The sequence below is a fragment of the Empedobacter sp. R132-2 genome (genome assembly GCF_030324375.1).
Classification (GTDB): Bacteria; Bacteroidota; Bacteroidia; order Flavobacteriales; family Weeksellaceae; genus Empedobacter; species Empedobacter falsenii_B.
In genome coordinates this window covers 1-23,935 of record NZ_JACAGG010000003.1, presented here as the reverse complement: position 1 = coordinate 23,935, position 23,935 = coordinate 1, and the positions used below count along the sequence as shown (strand labels likewise).

Sequence of the window (23,935 nt, the reverse complement as noted above, 5' to 3'; positions counted from 1 at the left end):
AATATCCAAAAAAGTAAAAAAAGAATGCGTTAAAATAATTGAATGTTGCCATTTCGTTTTTCTAATTGTTTTACAAATCTAAAAAATAATTTTTCAGTTATCCAAATCTTTTTTGCTAATTTTATCGAAAATTTTTCATCAAATGGGAATAATCATTACAGATTTAGTAAAAAAATACGGTGAACAGATGGCTTTAGACAAAGTTTCGTTTTCTATAAATAATGGCGAAGTTGTTGGTTTACTTGGACCAAATGGAGCAGGAAAATCGACATTGATGAAAAGTATTACCAATGCAATAAATGCAGATTCTGGTGAAATTTCTGTGAATGATTTTAATGTTTCGACGCAACCAATTGAATCGAAAAAGTTGATTGGATTTTTGCAAGAAAATAATCCATTGTACATGGATATGTATGTAAGAGAGTATTTGGAATTTGTAACAAATATTCGAAATGTGCCTAAATCAAAAATTGATGAAGTCATTGAAAAAGTAGGTTTATCACCAGAAAAACATAAGAAAATTCATCAATTATCTAAAGGATATAAACAGCGTGTTGGATTGGCGCAAGCGATTATTTCTAGCCCAGAAATTTTAATTTTAGATGAGCCTACAAATGGTTTGGATCCAAATCAAATTATTGAAATTAGAGAGGTAATTAAAGAAATTGGAAAAGAAAAAACGGTGATACTTTCGACACATATTATGCAAGAAGTAGAAGCGCTTTGTTCGCGTGTAATCCTCTTGAATAAAGGAAAAATTGTAGCCGATCAAGCGATAGAAGAATTTAAAGGACAATATAAAAACTTGGAAGAAGCTTTTCATGTTTTAACACAATAAAAAAAAATCCGTCCATTGAGCGGATTTTTTTGTGAATTATTTCTTTTTCAAGATAAAAACTTCTTTGATTTTTTCTGGATCAACTTTATCGTTTTTCGTTGTTTTTTCAAGTTTTGCAATCAAGTGATTTACTTCTTCTTCAGAAGCTGGACCACCAAGATTTTCTCCATTTACGCGAGAATCTTCTAAAACTTTTCCAGTCGAATCTAAAATTACCCAAAAAGGCAAACCTTGATTTTTTCCTCCTAATTTCTCATTGATAGCATCTCCACCAGGAGTTTCTAAATTTTTCTTCTCTGCACGTTCTTGTACAGTAATAAATGTTTTGACATAATTCGCATCAAAATATGGTTTCACAGCTGGATCGTCCATATTTTTTTCCATCTTTTTACACCATCCGCACCAAGAAGCATGAAAAATTAAAAAGACATTTTTATTTTCAACCTTCGCTTGATTTTGAGCTTTTGTTAATATTTCTGTTGCTGTTTGCGCGTTTACGATTCCTGCGAAAGCAATCATAAAACTTACGATTAAGGCTTTTAATTTCATTGTAATAAGTATTTAAGTAAATGTAAATAAATAATTGTATTTTCAATAAAAAATTAACACTTATGAAACATTTTTTAGGATTTATCTTTTTGCTATTTCTTGTGAGTTGCGCATCCAATAATATAAAAACAATTAAAGGAAAATGGAAACAAGATTTTTTGGATTATAAATCGAAAGTGGTAGAAGTTCCTTTGACAAAGAGTGATGCGGTTATGGATGTTTCAAGAAATAAATCAAAATTAAAAATAGAATTTGATTTTCAAGATGGTTATGAAAAAGATGTGACAGATTCTGTTGTGTTTAAATTTCCTCAACTCAAATTCAGAAAGATAAATCTTGATAAAACGTCTAATTATTATGATTTGACTTATAATGCGACTTGCGATTGTTTTTATGGTGAAATGAAATCATATTCTGGAAATGTATTAAACATAAAATTGAACAGAGTTTCTTCTGTTAAATAAATTTAATGGAAATCATTATCTTTGCACAAAATTATTAGAACATCTTTCTAATATTCAATCATTAAAAAAAGAGACAACATATATGAAATGTGGAATTGTTGGATTGCCTAATGTTGGTAAATCTACTTTATTTAACTGTTTGTCGAATGCAAAAGCGCAATCGGCGAATTATCCTTTCTGTACAATTGAACCAAATGTAGGAACAGTTTCTGTACCAGATACTCGTCTAAATCAGTTAGAAGCAATTGTAAATCCAGAGCGCGTTGTGCCTGCGGTTGTAGAAATTGTAGATATTGCTGGTTTGGTAAAAGGAGCAAGTAAGGGAGAAGGTTTAGGAAATCAATTTTTAGGAAATATCCGCGAGTGTAATGCAATTATTCACGTTTTACGTTGTTTCGAAAACGAAAATATTACACACGTTGACGGTTCTATTAATCCATTACGCGATAAAGAAACAATCGATATTGAGTTGCAATTGAAAGATTTAGACACAGTTACAAAACGTATCGATAAATCTAAAAAAGCAGCGAAAGCGGGAAATAAAGACGAACAAAAAGTTGTAGAAGTTTTAACAGCTGTAATCTCTCATTTAGAAGAGTTGAAAAATGTTCGTGAGATGGATTTGGACGAAAAAGAGCAAGAAATTGTGGATTCGTTACAATTGATTACTTCTAAACCAGTTTTGTACTTATGTAATGTAGACGAATCTGCTGCAAAAGACGGTAACGAGTGGGTAGAAAAAGTAAAAGAAGCTGTAAAAGATGAGCATGCTGAAGTTTTGATTTTAGCAGCACAAATTGAAGCTGATATCAATGAATTAGAAACGTTTGATGAGCGTCAAATTTTCTTAGAAGAATTAGGATTAGAAGAGCCAGGCGTTAATCGTTTGATTCGTTCTGCTTATAAATTGTTAGATTTAGAAACTTATTTCACAGCAGGTGTAAAAGAAGTTCGTGCTTGGACAATCAAAAAAGGTTCTACTGGACCACAAGCGGCAGGAGTTATTCACACCGATTTCGAGAAAGGATTTATTCGTGCAGAGGTTATTAAATTTGATGATTATATCACATACGGATCAGAATCTAAATGTCGTGAAGCAGGAAAATTGAACGTAGAAGGAAAAGCATACATTGTACAAGATGGTGATATTATGCATTTCTTGTTTAATGTTTAAGATTTAAATTATATCTATATAAAAAGCTCAATCGAAAGATTGAGCTTTTATTTTATTACAAATTCTTCAAATTTTCTAAAGCCATTAAAAGTGTTTCATCCTTTTTAGCGAAACAAAATCGGATTACTTTGTTATCTGTTTTATCATGGTAAAATGCTGAAATTGGTATTGTCGCAACTTTATTTTTGATGGTTAACTGTTTTGCAAACTCATCATCAGATAAATCACTTATTTTAGCATAATTTGCACTTACAAAATAAGTTCCTTCGCAAGGCAAAACTTCAAAATTTGTTGAAGCTAAACCTTTAACAAATAAATCTCTTTTTTGTTGAAAAAAATCATTCAAATGCAAGTAATGATCAGGTTTTTCTAAATAATCTGCAATTGCATATTGTGATGGTGTATGCGTAGAAAAAGTATTGAATTGGTGACATTTTCTAAACTCTTTCATCAATTCTTTTTCGGCTAAAATATAACCGATTTTCCAACCAGTTATGTGAAATAATTTTCCGAAAGAACCTACGATGAAAATCTTGTCTTTTACTGATTTTAATTTTGCAAAACTTTGATGCGATTTTCCATCAAATGTAATGTGCTCATAAACTTCATCTGCAAGCAAATAACAATTTGAATCTTTTAGGATTTGTTCAAATTGTTTTAAATCATTTTCGGATAAAATTTTTCCAGTTGGATTATTCGGATTATTAACGATAATCAATTTCGTTTTATCATTAATTTTTTTCTTCAATTCTTCAAAATCGATAGAATATTCAGGATATTTTAGCTGAATTGGAACAATTTTTCCTCTAAATAATTCAACCGTTGGTTGATATAAATCGTAAGCAGGTTCAAAAATAATTACTTCATCATTTGGATGAATTAATGTAGAAACAACATTAAAAATCGCTTGACTTGCACCACTCGTAATGTTAATTTCATTCTGAAAATCGTAATCAGATTGATAAAGATTAGAATATTTTTCTGAAAGTAATACACGCAATTTTTCGACGCCAGTCATTGGCGCGTACTGATTGTAATTTTGTGTTGAATAATAATTTAAACGACTAATTAATTCAGAATCTGCATTAAAGTCAGGAAAACCTTGCGCTAAATTAATCGCTTGATGTTCATTTGCCAATTGACTCATTACCGAAAAAATGGTTGTCGAAACATTGGGTAGTTTAGATTTTATCATATTGGTAAATTAGGTCGTTTTTGCTCAAAATCAAAACAATGAACCTTAATATTTTTAGGAAATTTTTTCTTATTTTTGTAAAACTCGTTTAACACTCAACAACTCAAATGTCAGAATTAGATCAACAAGTAAATTATACGGAAGACAATATCAAAACCCTTGATTGGCGCGAACATATTCGCATGCGACCTGGGATGTATATTGGGAAGCTGGGAGATGGTTCGTCTCAAGATGATGGAATTTATATTTTGTTGAAGGAGATTGTAGATAACTGTATCGATGAATTTGTGATGGGTGCAGGAAAAACAATCGAAATTAATCTGCGCGAAGATGAGGTAACGGTTCGTGATTATGGACGTGGAATTCCGCTTGGAAAAATGGTTGACGCCGTTTCTAAGATGAATACAGGTGGTAAATATGATTCACAAGCTTTCAAAAAATCGGTTGGTTTAAATGGTGTTGGTACAAAAGCTGTAAATGCGTTGTCAACATCGTTTCGAGTGCAATCTATTCGAGATGGAAAAACACGTATTGCAGAGTTTGAGCAAGGGATTTTAGCAAATCAAGAAGATGAAAAAGAAACATCTTTACGAAAAGGAACTAAAATTACATTTATCCCAGATAAATCGATTTTCTTGAATTTTAAATTCAGAAAAGAATATGTAGACAAAATGTTGAAAAACTATGTTTACTTAAATCCAGGATTGAAAATTATTTTCAATGGAGAAGAATTCTTTTCGAAAGACGGATTGAAAGATTTATTGAATGATAATATCGAGGAAGAAACAATTTATGATATCATCCATTTGAAAGGAGAAGATATCGAAATTGCGATGACGCACAGCTCGAAATCATATTCGGAAACGTATTATTCTTTTGTGAATGGTCAAAATACAACGCAAGGAGGAACACATTTAACAGCTTTTAAAGAGGCTGTTGTGAAAACTGTTCGCGAATTTTATAATAAAAATTATGATCCTGCGGATATTAGAAAATCAATTATTGGAGCAATTTCGATCAAAGTAATTGAGCCAGTTTTTGAATCGCAAACAAAAACTAAACTTGGTTCGAATGAAATTGGACCAGGAATGACAACGGTTCGCACGTTTGTAAATGATTTTATCAAAACGAATCTTGACAACTTTTTACATAAAAATACAGAAGTTGCGCAAGCATTAGAACGCAAGATTAAACAATCAGAAACGGAACGAAAAGAGCTTTCTGGAATTCGAAAATTAGCGCGTGATCGCGCCAAAAAAGTTAGTTTACATAACAAGAAATTGCGCGATTGTCGTCAACATTATAATGATCCGAAAGCTGAATTACGTTTAGATACAACTATTTTTATTACCGAGGGAGATTCGGCAAGTGGATCGATTACCAAAAGTAGAAGTGTAGAAACGCAAGCGGTTTTTAGTTTGAGAGGAAAACCGTTGAATTCATACGGTTTGACAAAGAAAATTGTTTATGAAAACGAAGAATTTAATCTTTTACAAGCGGCATTAAACATCGAAGAAGGATTAGAAGATTTACGTTACAATAATGTTGTAATTGCAACTGATGCTGACGTCGATGGAATGCACATTCGTTTGTTGATTATTACATTTTTCTTACAATTTTTCCCAGAATTGATCAAAGAGGGACATTTGTATATTTTGCAAACACCACTTTTTCGTGTGAGAAACAAGAAGGAAACACGTTATTGTTATTCTGAACCAGAACGTATAAAAGCGTTGGAAGAAGTTAAAAATCCAGAGATTACACGATTCAAAGGATTAGGTGAAATTTCGCCAGATGAGTTCAAACATTTTATCGGAAAAGATATTCGTTTAGAACCAGTAATGATTGGAAAAGATCAAACCATCGAAAGTCTTTTAGAATTTTACATGGGAAAAAATACACCAACAAGACAAGAATTTATTATTAACAATTTGGCTGTAGAAGCTATTAAAAATTAGAATATTTTATAAAAAACTTACTTTCTATCTAACCTAAACACCTATTTTATAAATATGAAGAAGAATAATAAAAATGTGATACAGCTCTTTAAAATGCTAAATTTCACCATCGTTATTTTAATCATTCTAAACCTTATTATGTATGCTGGTATTTTACCTTACAAGTATCACATAATACCACCTTATGTTGTTGCAATTTTTATAGCGTTGTTTATTTATGTAAGCTATAAAAGTGGAAATCAATTTTTTGCGATAGACACAAAAGGTGAAACCATAACTTTTGAAACGAAGAATGTTGGATTTTTATCCTTCTTAGATTCAAAAACGAACAAAATCGATTTACCGAAGTATAAATTGATCAAATACGATTTTCAGAAAGGAATTCTTTCAAAAAACGTTGTCTTTTATATTAACAGTAAAAAGAATCCTACCAATTTAACAAAAGTCAAATTTCGTTTAGCATTCATTTCTAACCGAAATATTAATATTATTTTGACTGAATTAGACAAAATTGTGGAGTCTAATTGTATGGTCAAAAACAATGTAGAAGTAGCTATTTAACATGATGCAAGACAATCAAGAGAGCATCAAGAAGGTTTCTGGTATGTACCAAGAATGGTTTCTTGACTATGCCTCTTATGTAATTTTAGAACGAGCAATTCCATCTATTTATGATGGGTTGAAACCAGTTCAGCGTAGAATTTTACATTCAATGCGCGAGTTGGAAGACGGACGATATAACAAAGTTGCGAACATTGTAGGAAATACGATGAAATATCACCCGCATGGTGATATGGCGATTTCTGATGCAATGGTTCAAATTGGTCAAAAAGAATTGTTGATCGATATGCAAGGAAACTGGGGAAATATTTACACTGGTGACCGAGCAGCTGCGTCGCGTTATATCGAAGCTCGATTAACTAAATTTGCGTTAGAAGTTGTCTATAATCCAAAAACTACAAAATGGCAACCATCTTATGATGGTCGAAATAAAGAACCAATTGATCTTCCAATCAAATTTCCTTTGCTTTTGGCACAAGGAGTAGAAGGAATTGCAGTTGGTTTGTCAACAAAGATTTTGCCACACAATTTCAATGAGTTAATTGATGCGTCAATTTTACATCTGAAAGGAAAGAAATTTCAAATTTTCCCAGATTTTTTAACTTCTGGATTGGTTGATGTTTCCGATTATAATGATGGATTGCGTGGTGGTAAAGTGCGTATTCGTGCAAAGATTTTGCAAGAAGATAAAACAACGTTAAAAATTACGGAAATTCCTTACGGCACAACGACAGGATCTTTGATTGATTCAGTTTTAAAAGCCAATGATAAAGGTAAAATCAAGATCAAAAAGATTGAAGATAATACAGCGGCTGAAGTTGAGATTTTAATTCATCTTGTTCCAGGAAGTAGTCCAGACAAAACAATTGATGCATTGTATGCATTCACGGATTGCGAGATTTCTATTTCGCCAAATGCGTGTGTGATTAATGAACAAACACCAGAATTTTTAACAGTTTCTGAAATTTTAATTCACAATACAAACAATACAGTTGAATTGTTGAAAAAAGAGTTAGAAATTGAGTTAGATGAACTGCAAGAACAATGGCATTTTTCTTCGTTGGAACGAATTTTTATCGAGAATAGAATTTATCACGATATCGAAGAAGAAGAAACATGGGAAGGTGTAATTTCTGCGATTGATAAAGGGCTGAAGCCACATATTGCGCATTTAATTCGTCCAGTTACGGAAGAAGATATTACGCGTTTAACAGAAATTCGAATCAAACGTATTTCAAAATTTGATTTAGATAAAGCACAACAATTTATTGAATCATTAGAAGATAAAATCGAGAATGTAAAACATCATTTAGCAAATTTGATTGATTATGCGATCGATTATTTCAAAAACCTAAAGACAAAATACGGAAAAGGAAAAGAACGTAAAACAGAAATTAGAACATTTGATACGATTGATGCGACAAAAGTTGCCGTTGCAAATACACGTTTTTATGTGGATAGAAACGAAGGTTTTATCGGAACTTCATTGAAAAAAGACGAGTATTTATTCGAGTGTTCTGATATTGATGATATTGTGGTTTTCAAACATGATGGTTCGATGATTGTGACAAAAGTTGATGCAAAAACTTTTGTTGGAAAAGGAATTATTCATGTTGGAATTTGGCATAAAAATGATAAACGTACCATTTATAACTTGATTTATCGCGATGGTAAAAATGGTCCGGCTTATCAAAAACGTTTTGCTGTAACGGGAATTACTCGCGATAAAGAATATGATTTAACGGCTGGTAATAAAGGTTCGGAAGTGTTGTATTTTTCAGCAAATCCAAATGGAGAAGCCGAAGTTGTATCAATTATTTTAAAAACTCATCAACGAATCAAAAAATTAAAATTTGATATTAATTTTGCTGATTTAGCGATTAAAGGTCGTGCATCAAAAGGAAATTTAGTAACAAAATATCCAATCAAAAAAGTAGAATTGAAAGAGGAAGGAGTTTCGACTTTAGCACCTCGTCAAATTTGGTTTGATACGGATACAAAACGCCTAAATGCAGATGGATTGGGGATTTTATTAGGTTCTTTTAAGGGTGATGATAAAATTTTAACGATTAATAAAAAAGGTGAAGCAAAATTGGTTTCGTTTGATTTGAGTAATCGTTTTGACGAAGATTTAGAAATTATCGAGAAATGGAAACCTTCAAAACCGATTTCTTGCGTGTATTATGATGCAGAAAAAGATCGTTATTTTGTGAAACGTTTCCTTTTAGAAGATACATTTTCTCCACAAACTTTTTATACGTTAGAAGATGGTAAATCATCAATAAAAGTTGTTTCGACAGATTATTTACCAGTTATTGAGTTGATTTTCCCGAAAGTAAAAGGTTTAGAAAAAGAACCAGAAGTGATAAATTTAGAAGAATTTATTACAGTTAAAGGAATTAAAGCGCAAGGAAATCAATTGACGACATATAAATTAAAACAGATTAATGTGTTAGAACCGCTTCCATTCGAAGAACCAGAAGAAGAGGAGGAGTCAGAAGAAGAGCCGCAGCCGACGCTATTTGATGCGATTGAGGAGGATAATAATGAAGAAGAAAATATAGAAGAATAATGGGAGACATCTCTATTGTGGCATTAGTCGTTATTGGATTGAATGTTTTGGTAAGTTGGAAAGGTTTTAACGATTTAGCTTTTTTTGAAAAATATAAATTCCAAGTAGGGTCGATATTATATAATAAGGAATACTATAGAATTTTAAGTTCAGGATTTTTACATGTTGATTTTACTCATTTGTTATTCAATATGTTAACTCTTTACTTTTTTGCGAATCCTGTTATCGGTTTTTTTGCAAGTCCAGAAGGATTTTTATTAGGAGACTTTTCGAATGCTAAACTAAATGTAGGTTACGGAATGTTTCTTTTAGTTTTTTTTGCAGCGGTTATTGGCGGAAATCTTTTGTCTTTGTTGATTCACAAGAAAGAAACTTTTTATTCGGCAGTAGGAGCTTCTGGAGGAGTCACAGGGATTTTATTCGCTGCAATTGCAGCTTTTCCTGAAATGGAATTAAGATTATTTTTTGCTTTACCAATTCCAGCCTGGATTTTCGGAATTTTATATTTAGGATATTCAGTTTATGGAATGAAAACTAATTTAGGGAACATCGGGCATTCAGCGCATTTAGGTGGAGCAATTGTGGGATTATTATCTGCAATATTATTTTATCCAACAATTTTACAAATCAATACATATTATATTTTAGGAATGATTGTTCCATTAATTGTATTGCTTGTGATGATTTTGAGAGAACATCGAAAATAAAAAAATAAGACAAAAAAAAAGCATCAAAATTACTTGATGCTTTTTTTATGATAATGTTATAATATTCTTTTTACGTATAAGAATTTTGGTCCCCAATATCTATCATTTAAAGAAGATACCATAACACCTTGAGAAGTAGATGAATGAATAAATTCTAAAACTCCATCTTTATTTCTTCCATGAACAATTCCTACATGCGAAACTCTACCACGACCTCTTGTTGCAAAGAAAACTAAATCTCCTTCCTTTGCTTCGTCTGTACTAACTGTAAAACCTTCTCTTGCCTGATCTGCAGATACACGAGGTAAATTTTTATTGAAAGTTTCGAAAACGTTTCTAACAAAGGCAGAACAATCAATACCACTTCTTGTTGTGCCTCCGTATCGGTAAGGTGTACCAATATACGTTTCTGCTTCTTTTAATAAAAACCCTGCAAACAATTCATTCGTTTCTTCTAAAACGCTGTTTAACACAACCATAGATTTCGCTTCATCGTTAATTTCTATTGGTGTAACATCTAAATTGGCATGTTTATTGATTATTTTAGCTTGAGCTTCAATAGCTCTTGGTTTCGGTACGAAACTTCTCGAAGAATATTCTGTAGCTTCACTAACTGGGGTTAAAGATGAACATGATGTAATAAACATCGTGCAAACCACTGCAGCTACACCTAATATCGATGCTTTCATATATTGAGTATTCGTTTGTATAAATTTTAATAGCACCGCTAAAGTAATTGTTAAAATTATAACTCATTATATATAAGAGTTGTTTTGACAAAATATTAACTTCCTTAACATTTTTTAACAAAAACATATTCAAAAAAACTTTTAAATATATTTGGAAGTCCAAAAAATTGTTCTACATTTGCACTCGCTTTTCACAACAAGTGGTTAAGCCGTCATGCGGCCCATTCGTCTAGTGGTTAGGACATCAGGTTTTCATCCTGGAAACAGGAGTTCGATTCTCCTATGGGCTACATAAAAGTGTTTTAGAAAATTATTAAATTAATTTGGCGAGATAAAATATTTGTTTATATCTTTGCCGAACTAAAATAGAAAGAGATTTAAGTTATGGCAAATCATAAGTCAGCATTAAAAAGAATTAGACAGTCAGCGGTAAGACGCGATCGTAATAAATATTATCACAAATCAGCTCGTACAGCTATTAAAGCTTTAAGATCTGAGTCTGATAAAAATGAAGCAGAAACAGTTTTTCCGAAAGTTTCTTCAATGATTGATAAGTTAGCAAAAAGAAACATTATTCACAAGAATAAAGCTTCAAACTTAAAATCAAAGTTAGCGAAACATATTGCGGGATTAGCTTAATAAAATAAAAGTGGTCCCTTCGTCTATCGGTTAGGACACTAGATTTTCATTCTAGAAAGAGGGGTTCGATTCCCCTAGGGACTACAAATTAATAGATGGATTGCATTATTGCAATCTTTTTTTTCCTTGTTCATAGTTGTTGATTTTTTAAACAACCAGTAGAATACTGTGTAAAGGAAATTGTTTTTTGTGTTTTGTTTGTAAAGGTTAATCATAATGTTTAGATGATTAATCGGGAATGAAAATGTCGCTGTATAATTCAACTTGGTTCAAATTATTAGAATTATACATCGACTTTTCTACAACTCCCAACACAAAATGACGTTCATTCAAAATAAATAATATTCGAATTAATTAATTCATATTAAGTGGTCCCTTCGTCTATCGGTTAGGACACTAGATTTTCATTCTAGAAAGAGGGGTTCGATTCCCCTAGGGACTACAATTTGACTTGATTAAAAAAAATAGTATAAATTTTTCGAAAATTGTTTGGTAATAAAAAATAAACGTTTATTTTTGCACCACAATAATACGAAAGGAGGTCCCTTCGTCTATCGGTTAGGACACTAGATTTTCATTCTAGAAAGAGGGGTTCGATTCCCCTAGGGACTACTAAAAAGCATTCAGATTTGGATGCTTTTTTTATTTTGAAATAGTTTAGTTTATATTGATTTATTGCGATCAATAAAAAAGCGTTTGAGGAAATAAACTTCAAACGCTTTTTGCTTTTATAAAAGATCCTTTTATAGCTTTGGAATAGCTTCTATCAATTCTTTGGTATAGTTTGTTGTCGGATGCGCATAAACCTTGTCTGCATCGTTCAATTCTTTCATTTCTCCGTGTTGCATCACCAATAATTGATCGCTCATATATTTTACAACCGCCAAATCGTGCGAGATAAATATATAGGTAAATCCAAATTCTGTTTTCAAATCATTTAATAAATTCAAAACTTGTGCCTGAACAGAAACATCCAACGCAGAAACAGATTCATCACAAATGATAAATTTAGGATTTAAAGCCAAAGCACGAGCAATCCCGATACGTTGACGTTGCCCACCAGAGAATTCGTGCGGATATTTGTTCAAATCTTGATCTGATAAACCCACTTTTTGTAAAAGAGATGAAGCCGTTTTTAATCGCTCAGCTTTATTCAGACCAATTTTATGCACTTGCATTGGTTCTGTAATAATTTGCGCAATGGTTTGGCGAGGATTTAAACTTGAATATGGATCTTGGAAAATAATCTGAATTTCTCTTCTTAATTTACGAATTTGCTCTTTTTTTAGTTTCGTAATATCTATACCATTATAATAAATTTCGCCGGCAGTTGGTTTTTCTAATAACAAAACCGTTCTACTCAAGGTTGTTTTTCCAGAACCCGATTCGCCAACCAAGCCCATTGTTTCACCTGGATATACTTTGAATGAAATATCATCGACAGCTTTTACATTCGGGATTGTAGCGTTTCCAAATAGAGTCGAAGGATAGAAATATTTCTTCAAGTTCTTAACCTCTAAAATTGGAGGATTTACATAAATTTTTTCGTGAAAAGCTTCTCGTTCTTCTTCTGTATAGATTTCAGTTTTGAAATTTGGATTTTCTAAGAAATCTTTCACCGTAGGTAAACGTTTTGCGCGTTCATCCAATCGAGGTCGACAAGCAATTAAACCTTTTGTATAATTTTCTTTCGGATGATTAAAAATAGTTTCCACATTTCCTTGTTCTACAACATCACCACGAAACATCACCAAAACTTCTTCGCAAACATTTGCAATTACGCCCAAATCGTGAGAAATAAACAACATGCTCATGTTATTTTTTTCTTGTAATTCTTTCAATAAATCTAACGTTGCTTTTTGTACCGTAACGTCCAAAGCTGTTGTTGGTTCGTCAGCAATCAATAATTTGGGTTCACAAGAAATCGCCATTGCTATCATTACACGTTGCTTTTGTCCACCAGATAATTCGTGCGGATAGGCTTTATAAATACGTTCGGGATTTGGTAATTTAACTTGTTCAAAAAGATGAAGAACTTTCTTTTTAGCTTCTTCTTTCGATAAATTTTGATGCAAACGAATCGCTTCTTCCACTTGTTCTCCGCAACGTAAACTTGGATTTAGAGAAGTCATCGGTTCTTGAAAAATCATTCCGATTTCATTTCCTCTTATTTCTTCCAGTTCTTTAGGCGAAAGTTTAAGCAAATCTATCATTTTATCATCTTGACGAAAAAGAATTTCACTTTCGGGATGAATTGTTGCATTAGGAGACAATAAACCCATAATAGCTAATGAAGTTAACGACTTTCCAGAGCCAGATTCTCCAACAATTCCTAATGTATCGCCTTGTTCTACCTTGAAATTGATGTTATTCAGAACTTGTTTATCTCCAAAAGAAATCGATAAATTTTTGACTTCGATAATATAATGTAAATCTTGCTTTTGCATGGCAAATTGTTGCTTGGTAAATGAAGTGGAAATTTAGTGATTTTTTAGTCATTTTCTCGAATCAATAATTTCTAAGATTTTGTATTTATAAATTTTGTAATTTTGCTACGAATCAAAACGTTGTGATTTTTAATTTTTTTTATTAATTTAGATGTATTGATTTACTGACTTATAAAAACTTATAACAAGTCAGTTTCTTAAATTCGAAGAATGGATACATACTCCCAGATTTCGACATTGTTTTTAGTCGCTAATCACAATGTCGCCGATGAAATTTCTGTAGCAAAACTTTTGCTTACAATTTTCCTTGTTTTATTAAATGGTTTTTTCGTTGCAGCCGAGTTTGCAATTGTAAAAGTACGTTCGTCACAAATTGAAGTTAATCAAGATATTAATGAAAGAACTTCAAACGCTGCAAAACGAATCGTTAATCATTTAGATTCTTATCTTGCAGCAACACAATTAGGTATTACATTAGCTTCGCTTGGTCTTGGTTGGGTTGGAGAAAGCTCTTTAACGCCTGTAATCGTAAAACTTTTTGAAGTAGTTGGTTTAACTTCTCCTTCTTGGACAGCGATTGCGCATAATGTTGCGTTTCCAGCAGCTTTCGTTATCATTACTATTTTGCACATTGTTTTTGGTGAATTAGCACCAAAATCTATCGCAATTCAGTATCCAACAAAAACTACATTTACAGTAGCTTGGCCACTTCGTGCATTTTATTTTGTTTTCAAACCGCTTATTGTGTTAATGAATGGTTTGGCAAATGTAATTCTTCGTGCGATTGGAATTCATCCTATTCATGGAGGTGAAATTCATACAGAAGAAGAGTTGAAAATGATTATTACAGAAAGTTCTGAAGGTGGAGCTATTGAGGAATCTGAGCGTAATTTAATTCAAAATGTGTTTGAGTTTGATGATCGCCGTGTGATGAATATTCAAACTTTACGAAAAAATGTTTCTGCAATTAATATTAATACTTCTGTAAAAGATGCATTAGATTATGCGATTAACGAAGGTTATTCGCGTTATCCAGTTTACGAAGAAGAATTTGATAATATAAAAGGTGTCATATACGCAAAAGATTTAATCAAGCAATTGTTAGAAAATCCAAATCAAACTGAAATTGAAGGATTGTTGCGTGAGCCAATTTTTATTTCAGAAAATGCGTTGATTAAAAATGTAATGAAACAATTTCAGAAAAAACATATGCAAATTGCAATTGTAACAAATGAAGTTGGTGAAGTTGCAGGGATTGTTTCGATGGAAGATATTTTGGAGGAATTGGTTGGAGAAATTCAAGACGAATATGATAACGAAGATCCAATTGTTTCTCGTATTTCTGAAGGGGTTTATAATATAAATGCACATAATGCGATAAGCGATATTAATCGTTTAGTACCGTTTAGATTCGAAGAAAGTGAACATTATGATACTTTGGCTGGATTGATTTCTGAATGTTATCCTGATAAGGAATTAACGGAAGGAGATTTGATTGATTTGGAAGAATATACAGGAACAATTATCAAAATGTACCGAAACTCTGTTGAACAAGTACAATTGAAAGTGAAAGATGAATTGATTGAAAACTTTCGCGACGAACCAGATTCAGCAGAAGATGATGAAAATTAATCATTAAAAAATATAGAACAAAAATCCGCTCATTAGCGGATTTTTTTGTTTTTATAAATCTTCTTTTCGTTGTAAAGGTTGATCGTAGCGCATCTTCCTGAAAACATTAATCAAGGTTACAACATCTTTTTCGCAATAATCTTTGATGCGTTCGACATTGTTTTCATCGTAATATACACGTGCAACTTGCGAACCATCAATATCATCTTTTGGTGTTGGTATTTCGAAAACATTTGCCAATAAATCTAACGATGTAAAGTTCTTATAATCGCCAAATTTCCATAATTCCATTGTGTCTAAATGCTGAACTTCCCACGGTTTTTTACCAAATAATTGCAAAATAGCTGGAATTTCAATTTGATTAATCATCATTCGGCGAGCGATGTACGGAAAATCGAATTCTTTTCCGTTGTGTGCACATAAAATATGATCAGGCTTGAAAAAATTTTCAATCAACATTGAATTAAAATCTTCTAACAATTTCTTTTCGTCGTGACCATAAAAACTTTTGATATGAATAAAAGAATCTTTAACTACAATTCCGACTGAAATGCATACAATTTTTCCAAATTCAGCCATAATTCCAGCACGTTCGTGGTAAAATTCTTCAGGAGAAATTTCATTATTATTGCGTTGATAAGCTGTTTTCTTTTCCCAAAGAGCTTGTGTTCTTTCAGACAAAAGATTCCAATCATCGGTTTGTGGAACCGTTTCGATATCTAAAAATAATATTTTACTGTAAGGAATTCGTTGGATCATTTTCTTTCACTTTTTGATTAATTCTCATTGCTTCGTCTACCAATCGGTAAACATCGCCATCTGCAATTGGATGATTGTTTGGTTGATCATTATGCGTTTTTCCAGTTCGAACAATAACTAATTTTTCTGAAGGAATTACAATGATACGTTGTCCCAAATGTCCTAACATTGCATAAAAAGGCGTTTTGTAATTGTAATCCATCCAAACTGAATAACCATAAATTTGTGACTCATTTGGTCCGAATGCTTTTTTGTTTGGTAAAACCATTTTCTGAACAAATACTGAATCTAAAATTTGTTTTCCGTACCAATTTCCATCATTCAATAATAATTGTCCAAGTTTGGCAAAATCTCGCGCTGTTGCATTGAAGCAACAATAGGTTTTCTCCATTCCTTTCGGATTATCTTTCGACCATTGTGCATCTAATTCCATACCCATTGGTTGCCAAAATTCTTCTTGAAAATATTGTGATAACGATTTATTTTTTAACGCGCGTTCAATCACAATTCCTAATAATTGCGTGTCACTCGATTGATATTTGAAATGTCCACCAGGTTGAGAAACAAATTTTCGAGCTAACATTTGTTTAACTATATCATCGCCATAATATGCTTTTGCAGTAGGATTTAGAGGAAAATAATAATCTTCGTCCCAATCATAACCAGAAGTCATCGCAGATAAATCACCAACGGTGCATTCAGCTCCAAATTTATCGTTTTTAAATTCGGGAATAAAATCTGTTATTTTTTGATCTAAACCTTTGATATAACCTTGTTCAATCGCTTTTCCTAACATCATTGTCGTGAAAGTTTTCGCCATCGAAAAAGAATTGGTAATATCATTTTGCGCATATCCATTGAAATAATATTCGCTCAAAATTTGATTATCTTTTATAATAACTAACCCAGCAGTTCCGAAATCGTTCATCTCCTTTTCGAAATTAGCTGACAACGGAAATTGATTATAATCTAAATGTTGATGCCAAACTCGCGGTGCATCTGCCAAAATTACATTGTTATCAAAATCTTTGTAATCGTTGATATTTGCAGTGCTTTCACCTTTCATATAGGTTAATTTTACGCCACGAAAAATGTAGTCATTCCCTGTTGCATAAAGAATTAGGATTAATACACAAATGATTACGATGAACCATTTTATTATTTTCCAAAGTATTTTCATTTCAAAAATTTAGAATCTTTTACTAAAATAAGCTTTTACTATTAAATAATGTTAAAATTCTATCATTTCGGAATCATATTTGTTGAGTTATTGTGTATCTTTATACAAGAAAATTAAATCTAAAAAATAAATATTATGGCTTTTGAATTAGCAAAATTACCTTATGCATTTGATGCATTAGAACCTCATATTGACGCAAAAACAATGGAAATTCACCATGATAAACACCATGCTGCGTACACAAATAATTTGAATGCTGCTATTGAAGGAACTGATTTAGCAAACGCTACAATCGAAGAAATTTTAGCAAAAGGAACTGACAAACCTGCTGTTCGTAACAATGGTGGAGGTTTCTATAATCACAATTTATTCTGGGAAATTTTAACTCCAGGTGGTGCTAATCAACCAACTGCAGAAGTTGCTGATGCAATTAACGCTGCTTTTGGATCTTTTGAAGCTTTCAAAGATGAGTTTTCTAAAGCTGCTGCAACACGCTTTGGTTCTGGATGGGCTTGGTTAATCGTAAAAGATGGAAAATTAGTTGTTACATCAACTCCAAATCAAGATTCTACTTTGATGCCGGTTGCTGATGTACAAGGATTTCCAGTTTTAGGATTAGATGTTTGGGAACATGCTTATTACTTAAACTACCAAAACCGTCGTCCTGATTATATTGAGGCTTTCTTCTCTGTAATTAACTGGGATAAAGTTGCGGAAAGATATGCATCTGCAAAATAATAAGGTTTAAAAAAATTAAACAATACAAGACTTGTGTAGAAATACGCAAGTCTTTTTTTATCTTTGAACTATGGGAATAATTATTTTAGAAAATATAAAAATATATTCGAATCACGGATGTTTAGATGAAGAAGCACGTATTGGTTCTGATTATTTGGTTGATTTGGAAGCGCATGCAGACTTTACGAAAGCAACAGAATCGGATGAATTGATAGATGCTTTGGATTATGTTTCGTTAAATAAAATTGTGAAGGAAGAAGTAGGTATTCGTTCAAAACTTTTGGAACATGTTTGTAAAAGAGTCTTAGATCGTATAGGTCAAGAACTTACGAATGTCACGTATGCAAAAGTAAAATTATCTAAGCTGAATCCTCCTATTGGTGGGCATGTAGAAAAAGTGAGTGTTATTTTAGAAAAATCGTATTAAACTTTTTTTTTCTGAAATTATTGCTATATTTGCAATCCAAAACAACGGGAATGGTTCCTTGACCGAGAGGCTAGGTAGCGGTCTGCAAAACCGTCCACAGCGGTTCGAATCCGCTAGGAACCTCAAAAAGCACTAATCAATTTGATTAGTGCTTTTTTTATTTTCGTCCATTTATTTTTCCACAAAAAAACCTCACAATAGGTATCGAAAAGCTTTTAAATCTATCAACTATTAACTGCTTTTGATAGTTATTATCTTATGCAATATTGTGAAAACAACAATATTATATATAAGGATGATTTTAGTTGTTTTGAAGTCTGTTTGATTTTTATATTAAGTCATTTTGTAAGAAGCATAAAAATTTATTTTTTACAATTTTTTTCATCTTCTGAAAATCAGGTTGTGAGTTTTAGTACAATTATTATGTTAAAAATAGTTAAAACGTCATGTTTAAAATTTTACTTAATTATTCCATTAAATAATAAACAAAATCATTCATTATTTATGTTAAGTAAATTCTAATTAAAATTGAATGAAAGTTAAAATAATCTCGAAGTTAAAGATGTCAAATATCATTGTAGCATCAATTTATATTAAACATGAGAAAAAAATTAACTTCATTAAGCTTATTCGCTTTTCTTGGTTTTGCTGCATTTTCGTATGGGCAAACGAAAGGAATTATAAATGATGGCAATGGTTTTCCAGAAGCAGATGTGCAAATTAGAATCAAAGGTTCAGACAAAGTAGCTTACACAGATGAAAATGGAGAATTTGATATTGATGCTAAAATTGGTGATATTTTAATCATTAATGGAAAAGATTATGTTGTTTCGAGCAATCATTTAGGTGTTATTAAATTACAGTCTAATACTACTGTAGATCTTGCAGAAACGGTTGTAACCGCTTTTGGTGTACAGAAAAAGGAAACTGTAGTTGGTTCTGTGGGAACTATAAAAGCTGAAGATATAGAAAACAGACCTTTATCTAATGTGGCAAAAGCTTTAGATGGTGCTGTAGCTGGCGTACAAGTTTCAACTGGTTCTGGTCAGCCTGGTTCTGGATTGGAAGTGCAAGTTCGAGGAGTAGGTTCTTATAACTTATCTAGTTCGCCATTGTATGTTGTAGACGGGGTTATCTACACAGGAAGTTTACAAGATTTGAATCCAAATGATATCGAATCATTGACCGTTTTAAAAGATGCTGCTTCAACTTCTTTATATGGAGCATCAGCTGCAAATGGAGTTGTTATGGTGACAACAAAAAAAGGTAAAAAAGGTAAAGGATCTTTTAGATTATCTTCAAATACAGGAGTTGTAACGAGAGCTATACCAGAATATTCGAGAGTTGGAGCAGGAGATTATTATGTTGCTACTTGGGAATCTATGCGAAATGGCTATTTAGCTTCAAATTCTTCTGCAACATTAGCACAAGCGAATGCTTATGCTTCAACGAATTTAATTACAAATAATCTTAAAAATAATATTTACGGAGTTGCCGATAATCAAGTTGTTGTAGATGGAGTTTTAACTTCATCTGATGCTTTATACAATGATTTTGATTGGCAAGATTATATCTCTCGTGTAGGGTCTTTTCAAAAGTATGATATAGATTATTCGGGTGGTGATGAGAAGACAACATATTTTGCAGGTTTTGGTTATAATAAAGAATCTGGTTATGTGATAAAATCTGATTTCGAACGTTATAATGCACGTGTAAATGTAGATTCTCAAGTTACAGATTGGTTAAAATTAGGAACTAATTTATCAGGAAGTTTAATTAAATCGAATCAAGCTGATTCTAGTGGAGGTTCTTCTTATATCAATCCATTTTATTTTACACGAGCAATGGGGCCAATTTATTCGCCTTATTTGTATGATGCAAATGGACAACGTGTTTATGATACAGAAGGAAATCCTGTTTATGATGGAAACGAATCTCGTGGTAGAGGTTCTAGTGCAAGTTCTGGACGAAATGTGTTGCAAGAAACTTTGTTGAATAATCAATATCAAGATTCTAATTCTATTAATTCAAGATTTAATGCAGAGATTAAACTTGCAAAAGGTTTAACATTTACTTCAAACTTATCATATGATGTAAGAAATTACAAATACAAAGAATATGGTAATAAAGAAATTGGAGATGCGTCTGGTACTGCTGCTTTAGAAATTACGGAATATAAGTATACAGGTACAACATTCAATCAAATCTTAAATTATAGAAAATCATTCGGTTTACACAACTTCGATGCAATCTTAGGTCACGAAAGTTTTGAGAGAAAAACTGATTATTCTAATATTCGTAAAACTGGAGAAACTGTTTCTGGTATTTATGAACTAGTCAATTTCTTGAATACAACAAGTGCAACGGGGTACAATTACATCATTAGAAAAGAAGGATATTTTGCACGCGTTAACTATGATTATGCAAGCAAATATTTGTTGTCTGCTTCTGCTCGTTTAGATAAGTCATCTCGTTTTTCGGATGAAAATAATCAAGGTATTTTCTGGTCTGTAGGTGGTGGATGGAATATCCACAAAGAAGATTTCTTAAAAGATTCATCAGTTATTAATGAATTAAAATTACGTGCTTCTTATGGACAAGTTGGGAATGATGGCGGAATTGGCGAAGAACCAGGTTATGAGGTCGATTTAGATTTATATTCTTTGGGATATAACAATGGGACAGAATCGGGAGTCTTACTTGGTCAAGTTGGTAATTCTAACTTAACATGGGAATCTAAAAATTCGTTTGATGTAGGATTAGATTTTGCATTGTTCAGAAATAGAATTTCAGGATCATTAGAATATTATTTACAAGATGTAAAAGATATGATTTTCGCTGTTCCTGTGCCAAATTCTGCTGGAGTTCCAGGAAATTCTATTTATCAAAATATTGGTAAAATGAGAAATCAAGGAATCGAGCTTTCATTAAACTTTGGGATTGTTAGAAATGATAAATTCTCATGGGATTTAGGTCTGATTGCTGCTCATAACGAAAACGAAATGTTGAAAATGGCTAATGGAAAAGATGATGCAATTATCAATGGAACAAAACGTATTGCAGAAGGTCATTCTTTGTATGATTTCTGGTTGCGTCAATGGTATGGTGTAGACTCTTCGGATGGAGCAGCTTTGTATGTTCAAGATCCAACAAAAGCAGACGATTCTAATACACGTACAGTTAACGGAACTAAAGTAACTACTAATTATGCGAATGCATTGTATGATTATTCAGGATCATCATTACCAGATGTTTATGGTAGTATTACAAATAATTTCAGAGTTGGAAATTTTGATGCTTCAATTATGTTGAATTATCAATTAGGAGGAAAAACATATGATAGTAATTATGCGTTATTAATGAGTTCTTATCCACAAGGACAAGCAATTAGTACAGATATGTTATCAGCTTGGAAAAGTCCAGGAGATGTTACAAATGTGCCAATTATGAGTACTGCGAATACAACAAATGCTTCTGCTGCTTCGTCAAGATGGTTGGTTAGTTCAGATTATTTAACAATCAAAACAGTACAATTAGGTTACAATTTCGATAAACGAGCAATTGAAGGAATTGGTTTAAGCAATTTGAAAGTTTATGTTTCTGGTGAGAATTTATATTCTTGGACCGCAAGACAAGGTTTAGAACCAGCGCAGTCATTCAACGGTACAACAACTTATCGTTACACTCCGTCTCGAACAGTAAGTTTAGGACTAAATGTTTCTTTCTAAAAAAATGAATTTACAATGAAAAAGATAAAATTATTACTAGTAGTTATTGGATTATCATCATTTTCGTTATCATCATGTAATGATGATTATTTAGATGTTGTTCCGACATCCTCAGTAAGTGATCAAACAATTTATTCTACAGCAGATAACTTAATGGCTGCAATAAATGGAATGCATAGAAATATGTATGTTAGACAAAATGAATCTCAAGGTAATAATGGTTATACAGCACAACTGATTATTACAGATGTAATGGGAGAAGATGTTGTATTTCCTTCTACTGGAAATGGCTGGTTTGTAAGTGAATTAAGATGGATTTCTCAAAGCAACAATTCTTCTACAACTTCATCTTATCCTTGGACATTTTGGTACGAAATGATCAAAAATGCTAATAACATTATTACATACGGAGATGATGCATCGGGAGATCAGGATATAAAAGATCAAGCTATTGGAGAAGCCTATGCTTACCGTGCATTTGGATATTTTCAATTAGTTCAGTTGTATGGTAAAAGATATGTAGCAGGTGCCGCAAATTCTGATTTAGGAGTTGTTTTAAGAGATGATCCAAAAGATGTTGATCCAAAAACGCGTGCAACTGTACAAGAAGTTTATACTGAAATTTGGAATGATTTAGCCAAAGCAGAAACTTATTTAACAGGAAAAAAAGCGTCTAATGCTTCACATTTTTCGATCGAAAATGTAAAAGGTATTATGGCAAGAGTTGCTTTGGTTCAGCAAGATTATGCAAAAGCTGCTGAATATGCTAACGAGGTAAAATCACAATTTTCGTTAATGTCACAAACGCAATACAAAGCTGGGTTTAATGATTATTCAAATCCAGAATGGATGTGGGGCGTAACAATTCAAGAAGATCAATCCGACTATTTCGGAAATTTCCATGCTTATATGTCTCGAAATTACAATTCATCTCAAATTCGTACTGCTCCAAAAGTGATGAATACCAATTTGTACAATGCTTTTCCAACAACAGATGTTCGTACGCAAGTTGTGGATCCGACAGGAAAGCATACAAGTTTAGATTTACCGTCTAACTATTCACTATTTGCATATACATCTCAAAAATTTTTAGCACAAAGTACATCAAGTTCTTTAGGAGATGTACCGTTTATGCGTGTGGCAGAAATGTATTTGATAGAAGCAGAAGCGTTATATAAATTAGGAAAAGAAACAGAATCTAAAGCAGTATTAACAACTTTAGAAAAAGCAAGGGATACATCTTTCACAGGATTTACAACTTCTGGGGATGCATATTATCAACAGATTTTACTGAATAGACGAATCGAATTATGGGGAGAAGGATTTAGATTCTTCGATTTAAAACGATTAGGTCAAAAATTAGATCGTACAGGAGCAAATCACAATGCAACTGTTATTAACAACGTTTATACAATAGAGCCAACAGATTTAAAATGGCAATGGATAATTCCTGTCGCTGAAATCAATTCGAATCCGTTGTGTGAACAGAATCCATCGTGATAACATTTTTTATATATATCTTCTCCTCATAGAGAAATATAACATTTTTAGAGGTTTTCCATTTGGAAAGCCTCGATTTTATTTAAAAAAAAATTATGTATACCCGTAGTGCATTTAGGTAATATTAATTTTTAATTTGTTAATATTTCTATTTTGGTTTCTGTTTATTGATTGAATA

Annotated in this window: 19 protein-coding genes and 5 tRNA genes; 18 read left to right on the top strand and 6 right to left on the bottom strand. The window is 32.1% G+C overall.

The annotated features are described in order from the left end of the window. The first annotated feature begins 142 nt into the window (after positions 1–142). Positions 143–838 carry an ATP-binding cassette domain-containing protein gene (locus HXZ69_RS03010; protein ID WP_219034021.1) on the top strand — a complete coding sequence of 232 codons (696 nt, stop codon included), beginning with the start codon at positions 143–145 and terminating at the stop codon, positions 836–838. A 36-nt stretch (positions 839–874) separates the two neighbouring features. Here HXZ69_RS03010 and HXZ69_RS03005 read toward each other — a convergent pair whose 3' ends face one another. Further along, positions 875–1,387, bottom strand: a complete 513-nt coding sequence (locus HXZ69_RS03005) for a thioredoxin family protein (RefSeq protein ID WP_286494948.1) — start codon at positions 1,385–1,387, stop codon at positions 875–877. A 62-nt stretch (positions 1,388–1,449) separates the two neighbouring features. Between HXZ69_RS03005 and HXZ69_RS03000 the strand changes: the two genes are divergently transcribed. Beyond that, on the top strand, positions 1,450–1,851 hold the full coding sequence (locus HXZ69_RS03000; RefSeq protein ID WP_286494946.1) for a hypothetical protein: 402 nt from the start codon (positions 1,450–1,452) through the stop codon (positions 1,849–1,851). An 82-nt stretch (positions 1,852–1,933) separates the two neighbouring features. Continuing rightward, the gene (gene ychF, locus HXZ69_RS02995; protein WP_286494944.1) at positions 1,934–3,025 is read left to right on the top strand and encodes a redox-regulated ATPase YchF; all 1,092 of its coding nucleotides are present in this window, start codon (positions 1,934–1,936) and stop codon (positions 3,023–3,025) included. Between the two features lie 55 nt (positions 3,026–3,080). Here the strand turns inward: ychF and HXZ69_RS02990 are convergent, their stop codons facing one another. Next, positions 3,081–4,220 (bottom strand): methionine aminotransferase, encoded by a 1,140-nt coding sequence (locus HXZ69_RS02990; RefSeq protein ID WP_286494942.1) that lies wholly within the window; start codon positions 4,218–4,220, stop codon positions 3,081–3,083. Positions 4,221–4,327: 107 nt separating this feature from the next. Between HXZ69_RS02990 and HXZ69_RS02985 the strand changes: the two genes are divergently transcribed. Genes HXZ69_RS02985 through HXZ69_RS02970 form a run of 4 tightly spaced genes read left to right on the top strand, consistent with a single transcriptional unit; the run spans position 4,328 to position 10,018 of the window. Further along, positions 4,328–6,178 carry a DNA topoisomerase IV subunit B gene (locus tag HXZ69_RS02985; RefSeq protein ID WP_125348938.1) on the top strand — a complete coding sequence of 617 codons (1,851 nt, stop codon included), beginning with the start codon at positions 4,328–4,330 and terminating at the stop codon, positions 6,176–6,178. 54 nt (positions 6,179–6,232) lie between these two features. Next, positions 6,233–6,739: a hypothetical protein gene (locus HXZ69_RS02980; protein WP_125348939.1), complete on the top strand. Its 507-nt coding sequence runs from the start codon at positions 6,233–6,235 to the stop codon at positions 6,737–6,739. A gap of 4 nt (positions 6,740–6,743) precedes the next feature. Beyond that, entirely contained in the window at positions 6,744–9,311 is a 2,568-nt protein-coding gene (locus tag HXZ69_RS02975; protein WP_219034066.1) for a DNA gyrase/topoisomerase IV subunit A, read from the top strand. Continuing rightward, complete coding sequence (locus HXZ69_RS02970) at positions 9,311–10,018, top strand: rhomboid family intramembrane serine protease (RefSeq protein ID WP_286494940.1); 708 nt, start codon at positions 9,311–9,313, stop codon at positions 10,016–10,018. Before HXZ69_RS02975 ends, HXZ69_RS02970 begins: the two co-directional genes overlap by 1 nt. Positions 10,019–10,074: 56 nt before the next feature. Here the strand turns inward: HXZ69_RS02970 and HXZ69_RS02965 are convergent, their stop codons facing one another. Next, positions 10,075–10,707 (bottom strand): C40 family peptidase, encoded by a 633-nt coding sequence (locus HXZ69_RS02965; protein ID WP_038334971.1) that lies wholly within the window; start codon positions 10,705–10,707, stop codon positions 10,075–10,077. A 218-nt stretch (positions 10,708–10,925) separates the two neighbouring features. Here HXZ69_RS02965 and HXZ69_RS02960 point away from each other — a divergent pair. From HXZ69_RS02960 to HXZ69_RS02940, 5 genes are all read left to right on the top strand, one after another. After that, positions 10,926–10,997, top strand: a tRNA-Glu gene (locus HXZ69_RS02960). A 94-nt stretch (positions 10,998–11,091) separates the two neighbouring features. Next, the gene (gene rpsT / locus HXZ69_RS02955) at positions 11,092–11,346 is read left to right on the top strand and encodes a 30S ribosomal protein S20 (protein WP_038334974.1); all 255 of its coding nucleotides are present in this window, start codon (positions 11,092–11,094) and stop codon (positions 11,344–11,346) included. Positions 11,347–11,358: 12 nt separating this feature from the next. Further along, a tRNA-Glu gene (locus tag HXZ69_RS02950) sits at positions 11,359–11,430 on the top strand. A gap of 286 nt (positions 11,431–11,716) precedes the next feature. Next, positions 11,717–11,788: transfer RNA gene (locus HXZ69_RS02945), tRNA-Glu, on the top strand. A 98-nt stretch (positions 11,789–11,886) separates the two neighbouring features. Then, positions 11,887–11,958, top strand: a tRNA-Glu gene (locus HXZ69_RS02940). Between the two features lie 131 nt (positions 11,959–12,089). Here the strand turns inward: HXZ69_RS02940 and HXZ69_RS02935 are convergent. Next, the gene (locus HXZ69_RS02935) at positions 12,090–13,826 is read right to left on the bottom strand and encodes an ABC transporter ATP-binding protein (protein WP_286495048.1); all 1,737 of its coding nucleotides are present in this window, start codon (positions 13,824–13,826) and stop codon (positions 12,090–12,092) included. A gap of 177 nt (positions 13,827–14,003) precedes the next feature. Between HXZ69_RS02935 and HXZ69_RS02930 the strand changes: the two genes are divergently transcribed. After that, positions 14,004–15,425, top strand: a complete 1,422-nt coding sequence (locus HXZ69_RS02930) for a hemolysin family protein (protein WP_286494939.1) — start codon at positions 14,004–14,006, stop codon at positions 15,423–15,425. 51 nt (positions 15,426–15,476) lie between these two features. Here the strand turns inward: HXZ69_RS02930 and HXZ69_RS02925 are convergent, their stop codons facing one another. Together HXZ69_RS02925 and HXZ69_RS02920 are read right to left on the bottom strand one after the other, a co-directional pair. Then, the gene (locus HXZ69_RS02925) at positions 15,477–16,184 is read right to left on the bottom strand and encodes a 3'-5' exonuclease (protein WP_038334981.1); all 708 of its coding nucleotides are present in this window, start codon (positions 16,182–16,184) and stop codon (positions 15,477–15,479) included. After that, positions 16,159–17,364 carry a serine hydrolase domain-containing protein gene (locus HXZ69_RS02920; RefSeq protein WP_219034028.1) on the bottom strand — a complete coding sequence of 402 codons (1,206 nt, stop codon included), beginning with the start codon at positions 17,362–17,364 and terminating at the stop codon, positions 16,159–16,161. Before HXZ69_RS02920 ends, HXZ69_RS02925 begins: the two co-directional genes overlap by 26 nt. Positions 17,365–17,499: 135 nt before the next feature. Here HXZ69_RS02920 and HXZ69_RS02915 point away from each other — a divergent pair, with 135 nt between their 5' ends. The 5 genes from HXZ69_RS02915 to HXZ69_RS02895 all read left to right on the top strand — a co-directional run bounded on the left by HXZ69_RS02915 (position 17,500) and on the right by HXZ69_RS02895 (position 23,757). Then, positions 17,500–18,102, top strand: coding sequence for a superoxide dismutase (locus HXZ69_RS02915; protein ID WP_219034029.1), 603 nt, complete (start codon positions 17,500–17,502; stop codon positions 18,100–18,102). Between the two features lie 70 nt (positions 18,103–18,172). Next, entirely contained in the window at positions 18,173–18,529 is a 357-nt protein-coding gene (gene folB, locus HXZ69_RS02910) for a dihydroneopterin aldolase (RefSeq protein ID WP_219034030.1), read from the top strand. Positions 18,530–18,581: 52 nt separating this feature from the next. Then, positions 18,582–18,652, top strand: a tRNA-Cys gene (locus HXZ69_RS02905). A gap of 476 nt (positions 18,653–19,128) precedes the next feature. Then, complete coding sequence (locus HXZ69_RS02900; RefSeq protein WP_286494933.1) at positions 19,129–22,257, top strand: SusC/RagA family TonB-linked outer membrane protein; 3,129 nt, start codon at positions 19,129–19,131, stop codon at positions 22,255–22,257. Between the two features lie 15 nt (positions 22,258–22,272). Next, positions 22,273–23,757 (top strand): RagB/SusD family nutrient uptake outer membrane protein, encoded by a 1,485-nt coding sequence (locus HXZ69_RS02895; RefSeq protein ID WP_286494932.1) that lies wholly within the window; start codon positions 22,273–22,275, stop codon positions 23,755–23,757. Positions 23,758–23,935: the final 178 nt, after the last annotated feature.

Excerpts from the sequence above, each read along its gene's own strand:
- HXZ69_RS02895 (WP_286494932.1), top strand. The coding sequence starts at position 22,273 with ATGAAAAAGATAAAATTATTACTAGTAGTTATTGGATTATCATCATTT.
- ychF (WP_286494944.1), top strand. The coding sequence starts at position 1,934 with ATGAAATGTGGAATTGTTGGATTGCCTAATGTTGGTAAATCTACTTTA.
- HXZ69_RS02925 (WP_038334981.1), bottom strand. The coding sequence starts at position 16,184 with ATGATCCAACGAATTCCTTACAGTAAAATATTATTTTTAGATATCGAA.
- HXZ69_RS02975 (WP_219034066.1), top strand. The coding sequence starts at position 6,744 with ATGCAAGACAATCAAGAGAGCATCAAGAAGGTTTCTGGTATGTACCAA.
- HXZ69_RS03005 (WP_286494948.1), bottom strand. The coding sequence starts at position 1,387 with ATGAAATTAAAAGCCTTAATCGTAAGTTTTATGATTGCTTTCGCAGGA.
- HXZ69_RS02965 (WP_038334971.1), bottom strand. The coding sequence starts at position 10,707 with ATGAAAGCATCGATATTAGGTGTAGCTGCAGTGGTTTGCACGATGTTT.
- HXZ69_RS02900 (WP_286494933.1), top strand. The coding sequence starts at position 19,129 with ATGAGAAAAAAATTAACTTCATTAAGCTTATTCGCTTTTCTTGGTTTT.
- folB (WP_219034030.1), top strand. The coding sequence starts at position 18,173 with ATGGGAATAATTATTTTAGAAAATATAAAAATATATTCGAATCACGGA.
- HXZ69_RS02915 (WP_219034029.1), top strand. The coding sequence starts at position 17,500 with ATGGCTTTTGAATTAGCAAAATTACCTTATGCATTTGATGCATTAGAA.
- HXZ69_RS03000 (WP_286494946.1), top strand. The coding sequence starts at position 1,450 with ATGAAACATTTTTTAGGATTTATCTTTTTGCTATTTCTTGTGAGTTGC.
- HXZ69_RS03010 (WP_219034021.1), top strand. The coding sequence starts at position 143 with ATGGGAATAATCATTACAGATTTAGTAAAAAAATACGGTGAACAGATG.
- HXZ69_RS02990 (WP_286494942.1), bottom strand. The coding sequence starts at position 4,220 with ATGATAAAATCTAAACTACCCAATGTTTCGACAACCATTTTTTCGGTA.
- HXZ69_RS02985 (WP_125348938.1), top strand. The coding sequence starts at position 4,328 with ATGTCAGAATTAGATCAACAAGTAAATTATACGGAAGACAATATCAAA.
- HXZ69_RS02930 (WP_286494939.1), top strand. The coding sequence starts at position 14,004 with ATGGATACATACTCCCAGATTTCGACATTGTTTTTAGTCGCTAATCAC.
- HXZ69_RS02920 (WP_219034028.1), bottom strand. The coding sequence starts at position 17,364 with ATGAAAATACTTTGGAAAATAATAAAATGGTTCATCGTAATCATTTGT.
- rpsT (WP_038334974.1), top strand. The coding sequence starts at position 11,092 with ATGGCAAATCATAAGTCAGCATTAAAAAGAATTAGACAGTCAGCGGTA.
- HXZ69_RS02970 (WP_286494940.1), top strand. The coding sequence starts at position 9,311 with ATGGGAGACATCTCTATTGTGGCATTAGTCGTTATTGGATTGAATGTT.
- HXZ69_RS02980 (WP_125348939.1), top strand. The coding sequence starts at position 6,233 with ATGAAGAAGAATAATAAAAATGTGATACAGCTCTTTAAAATGCTAAAT.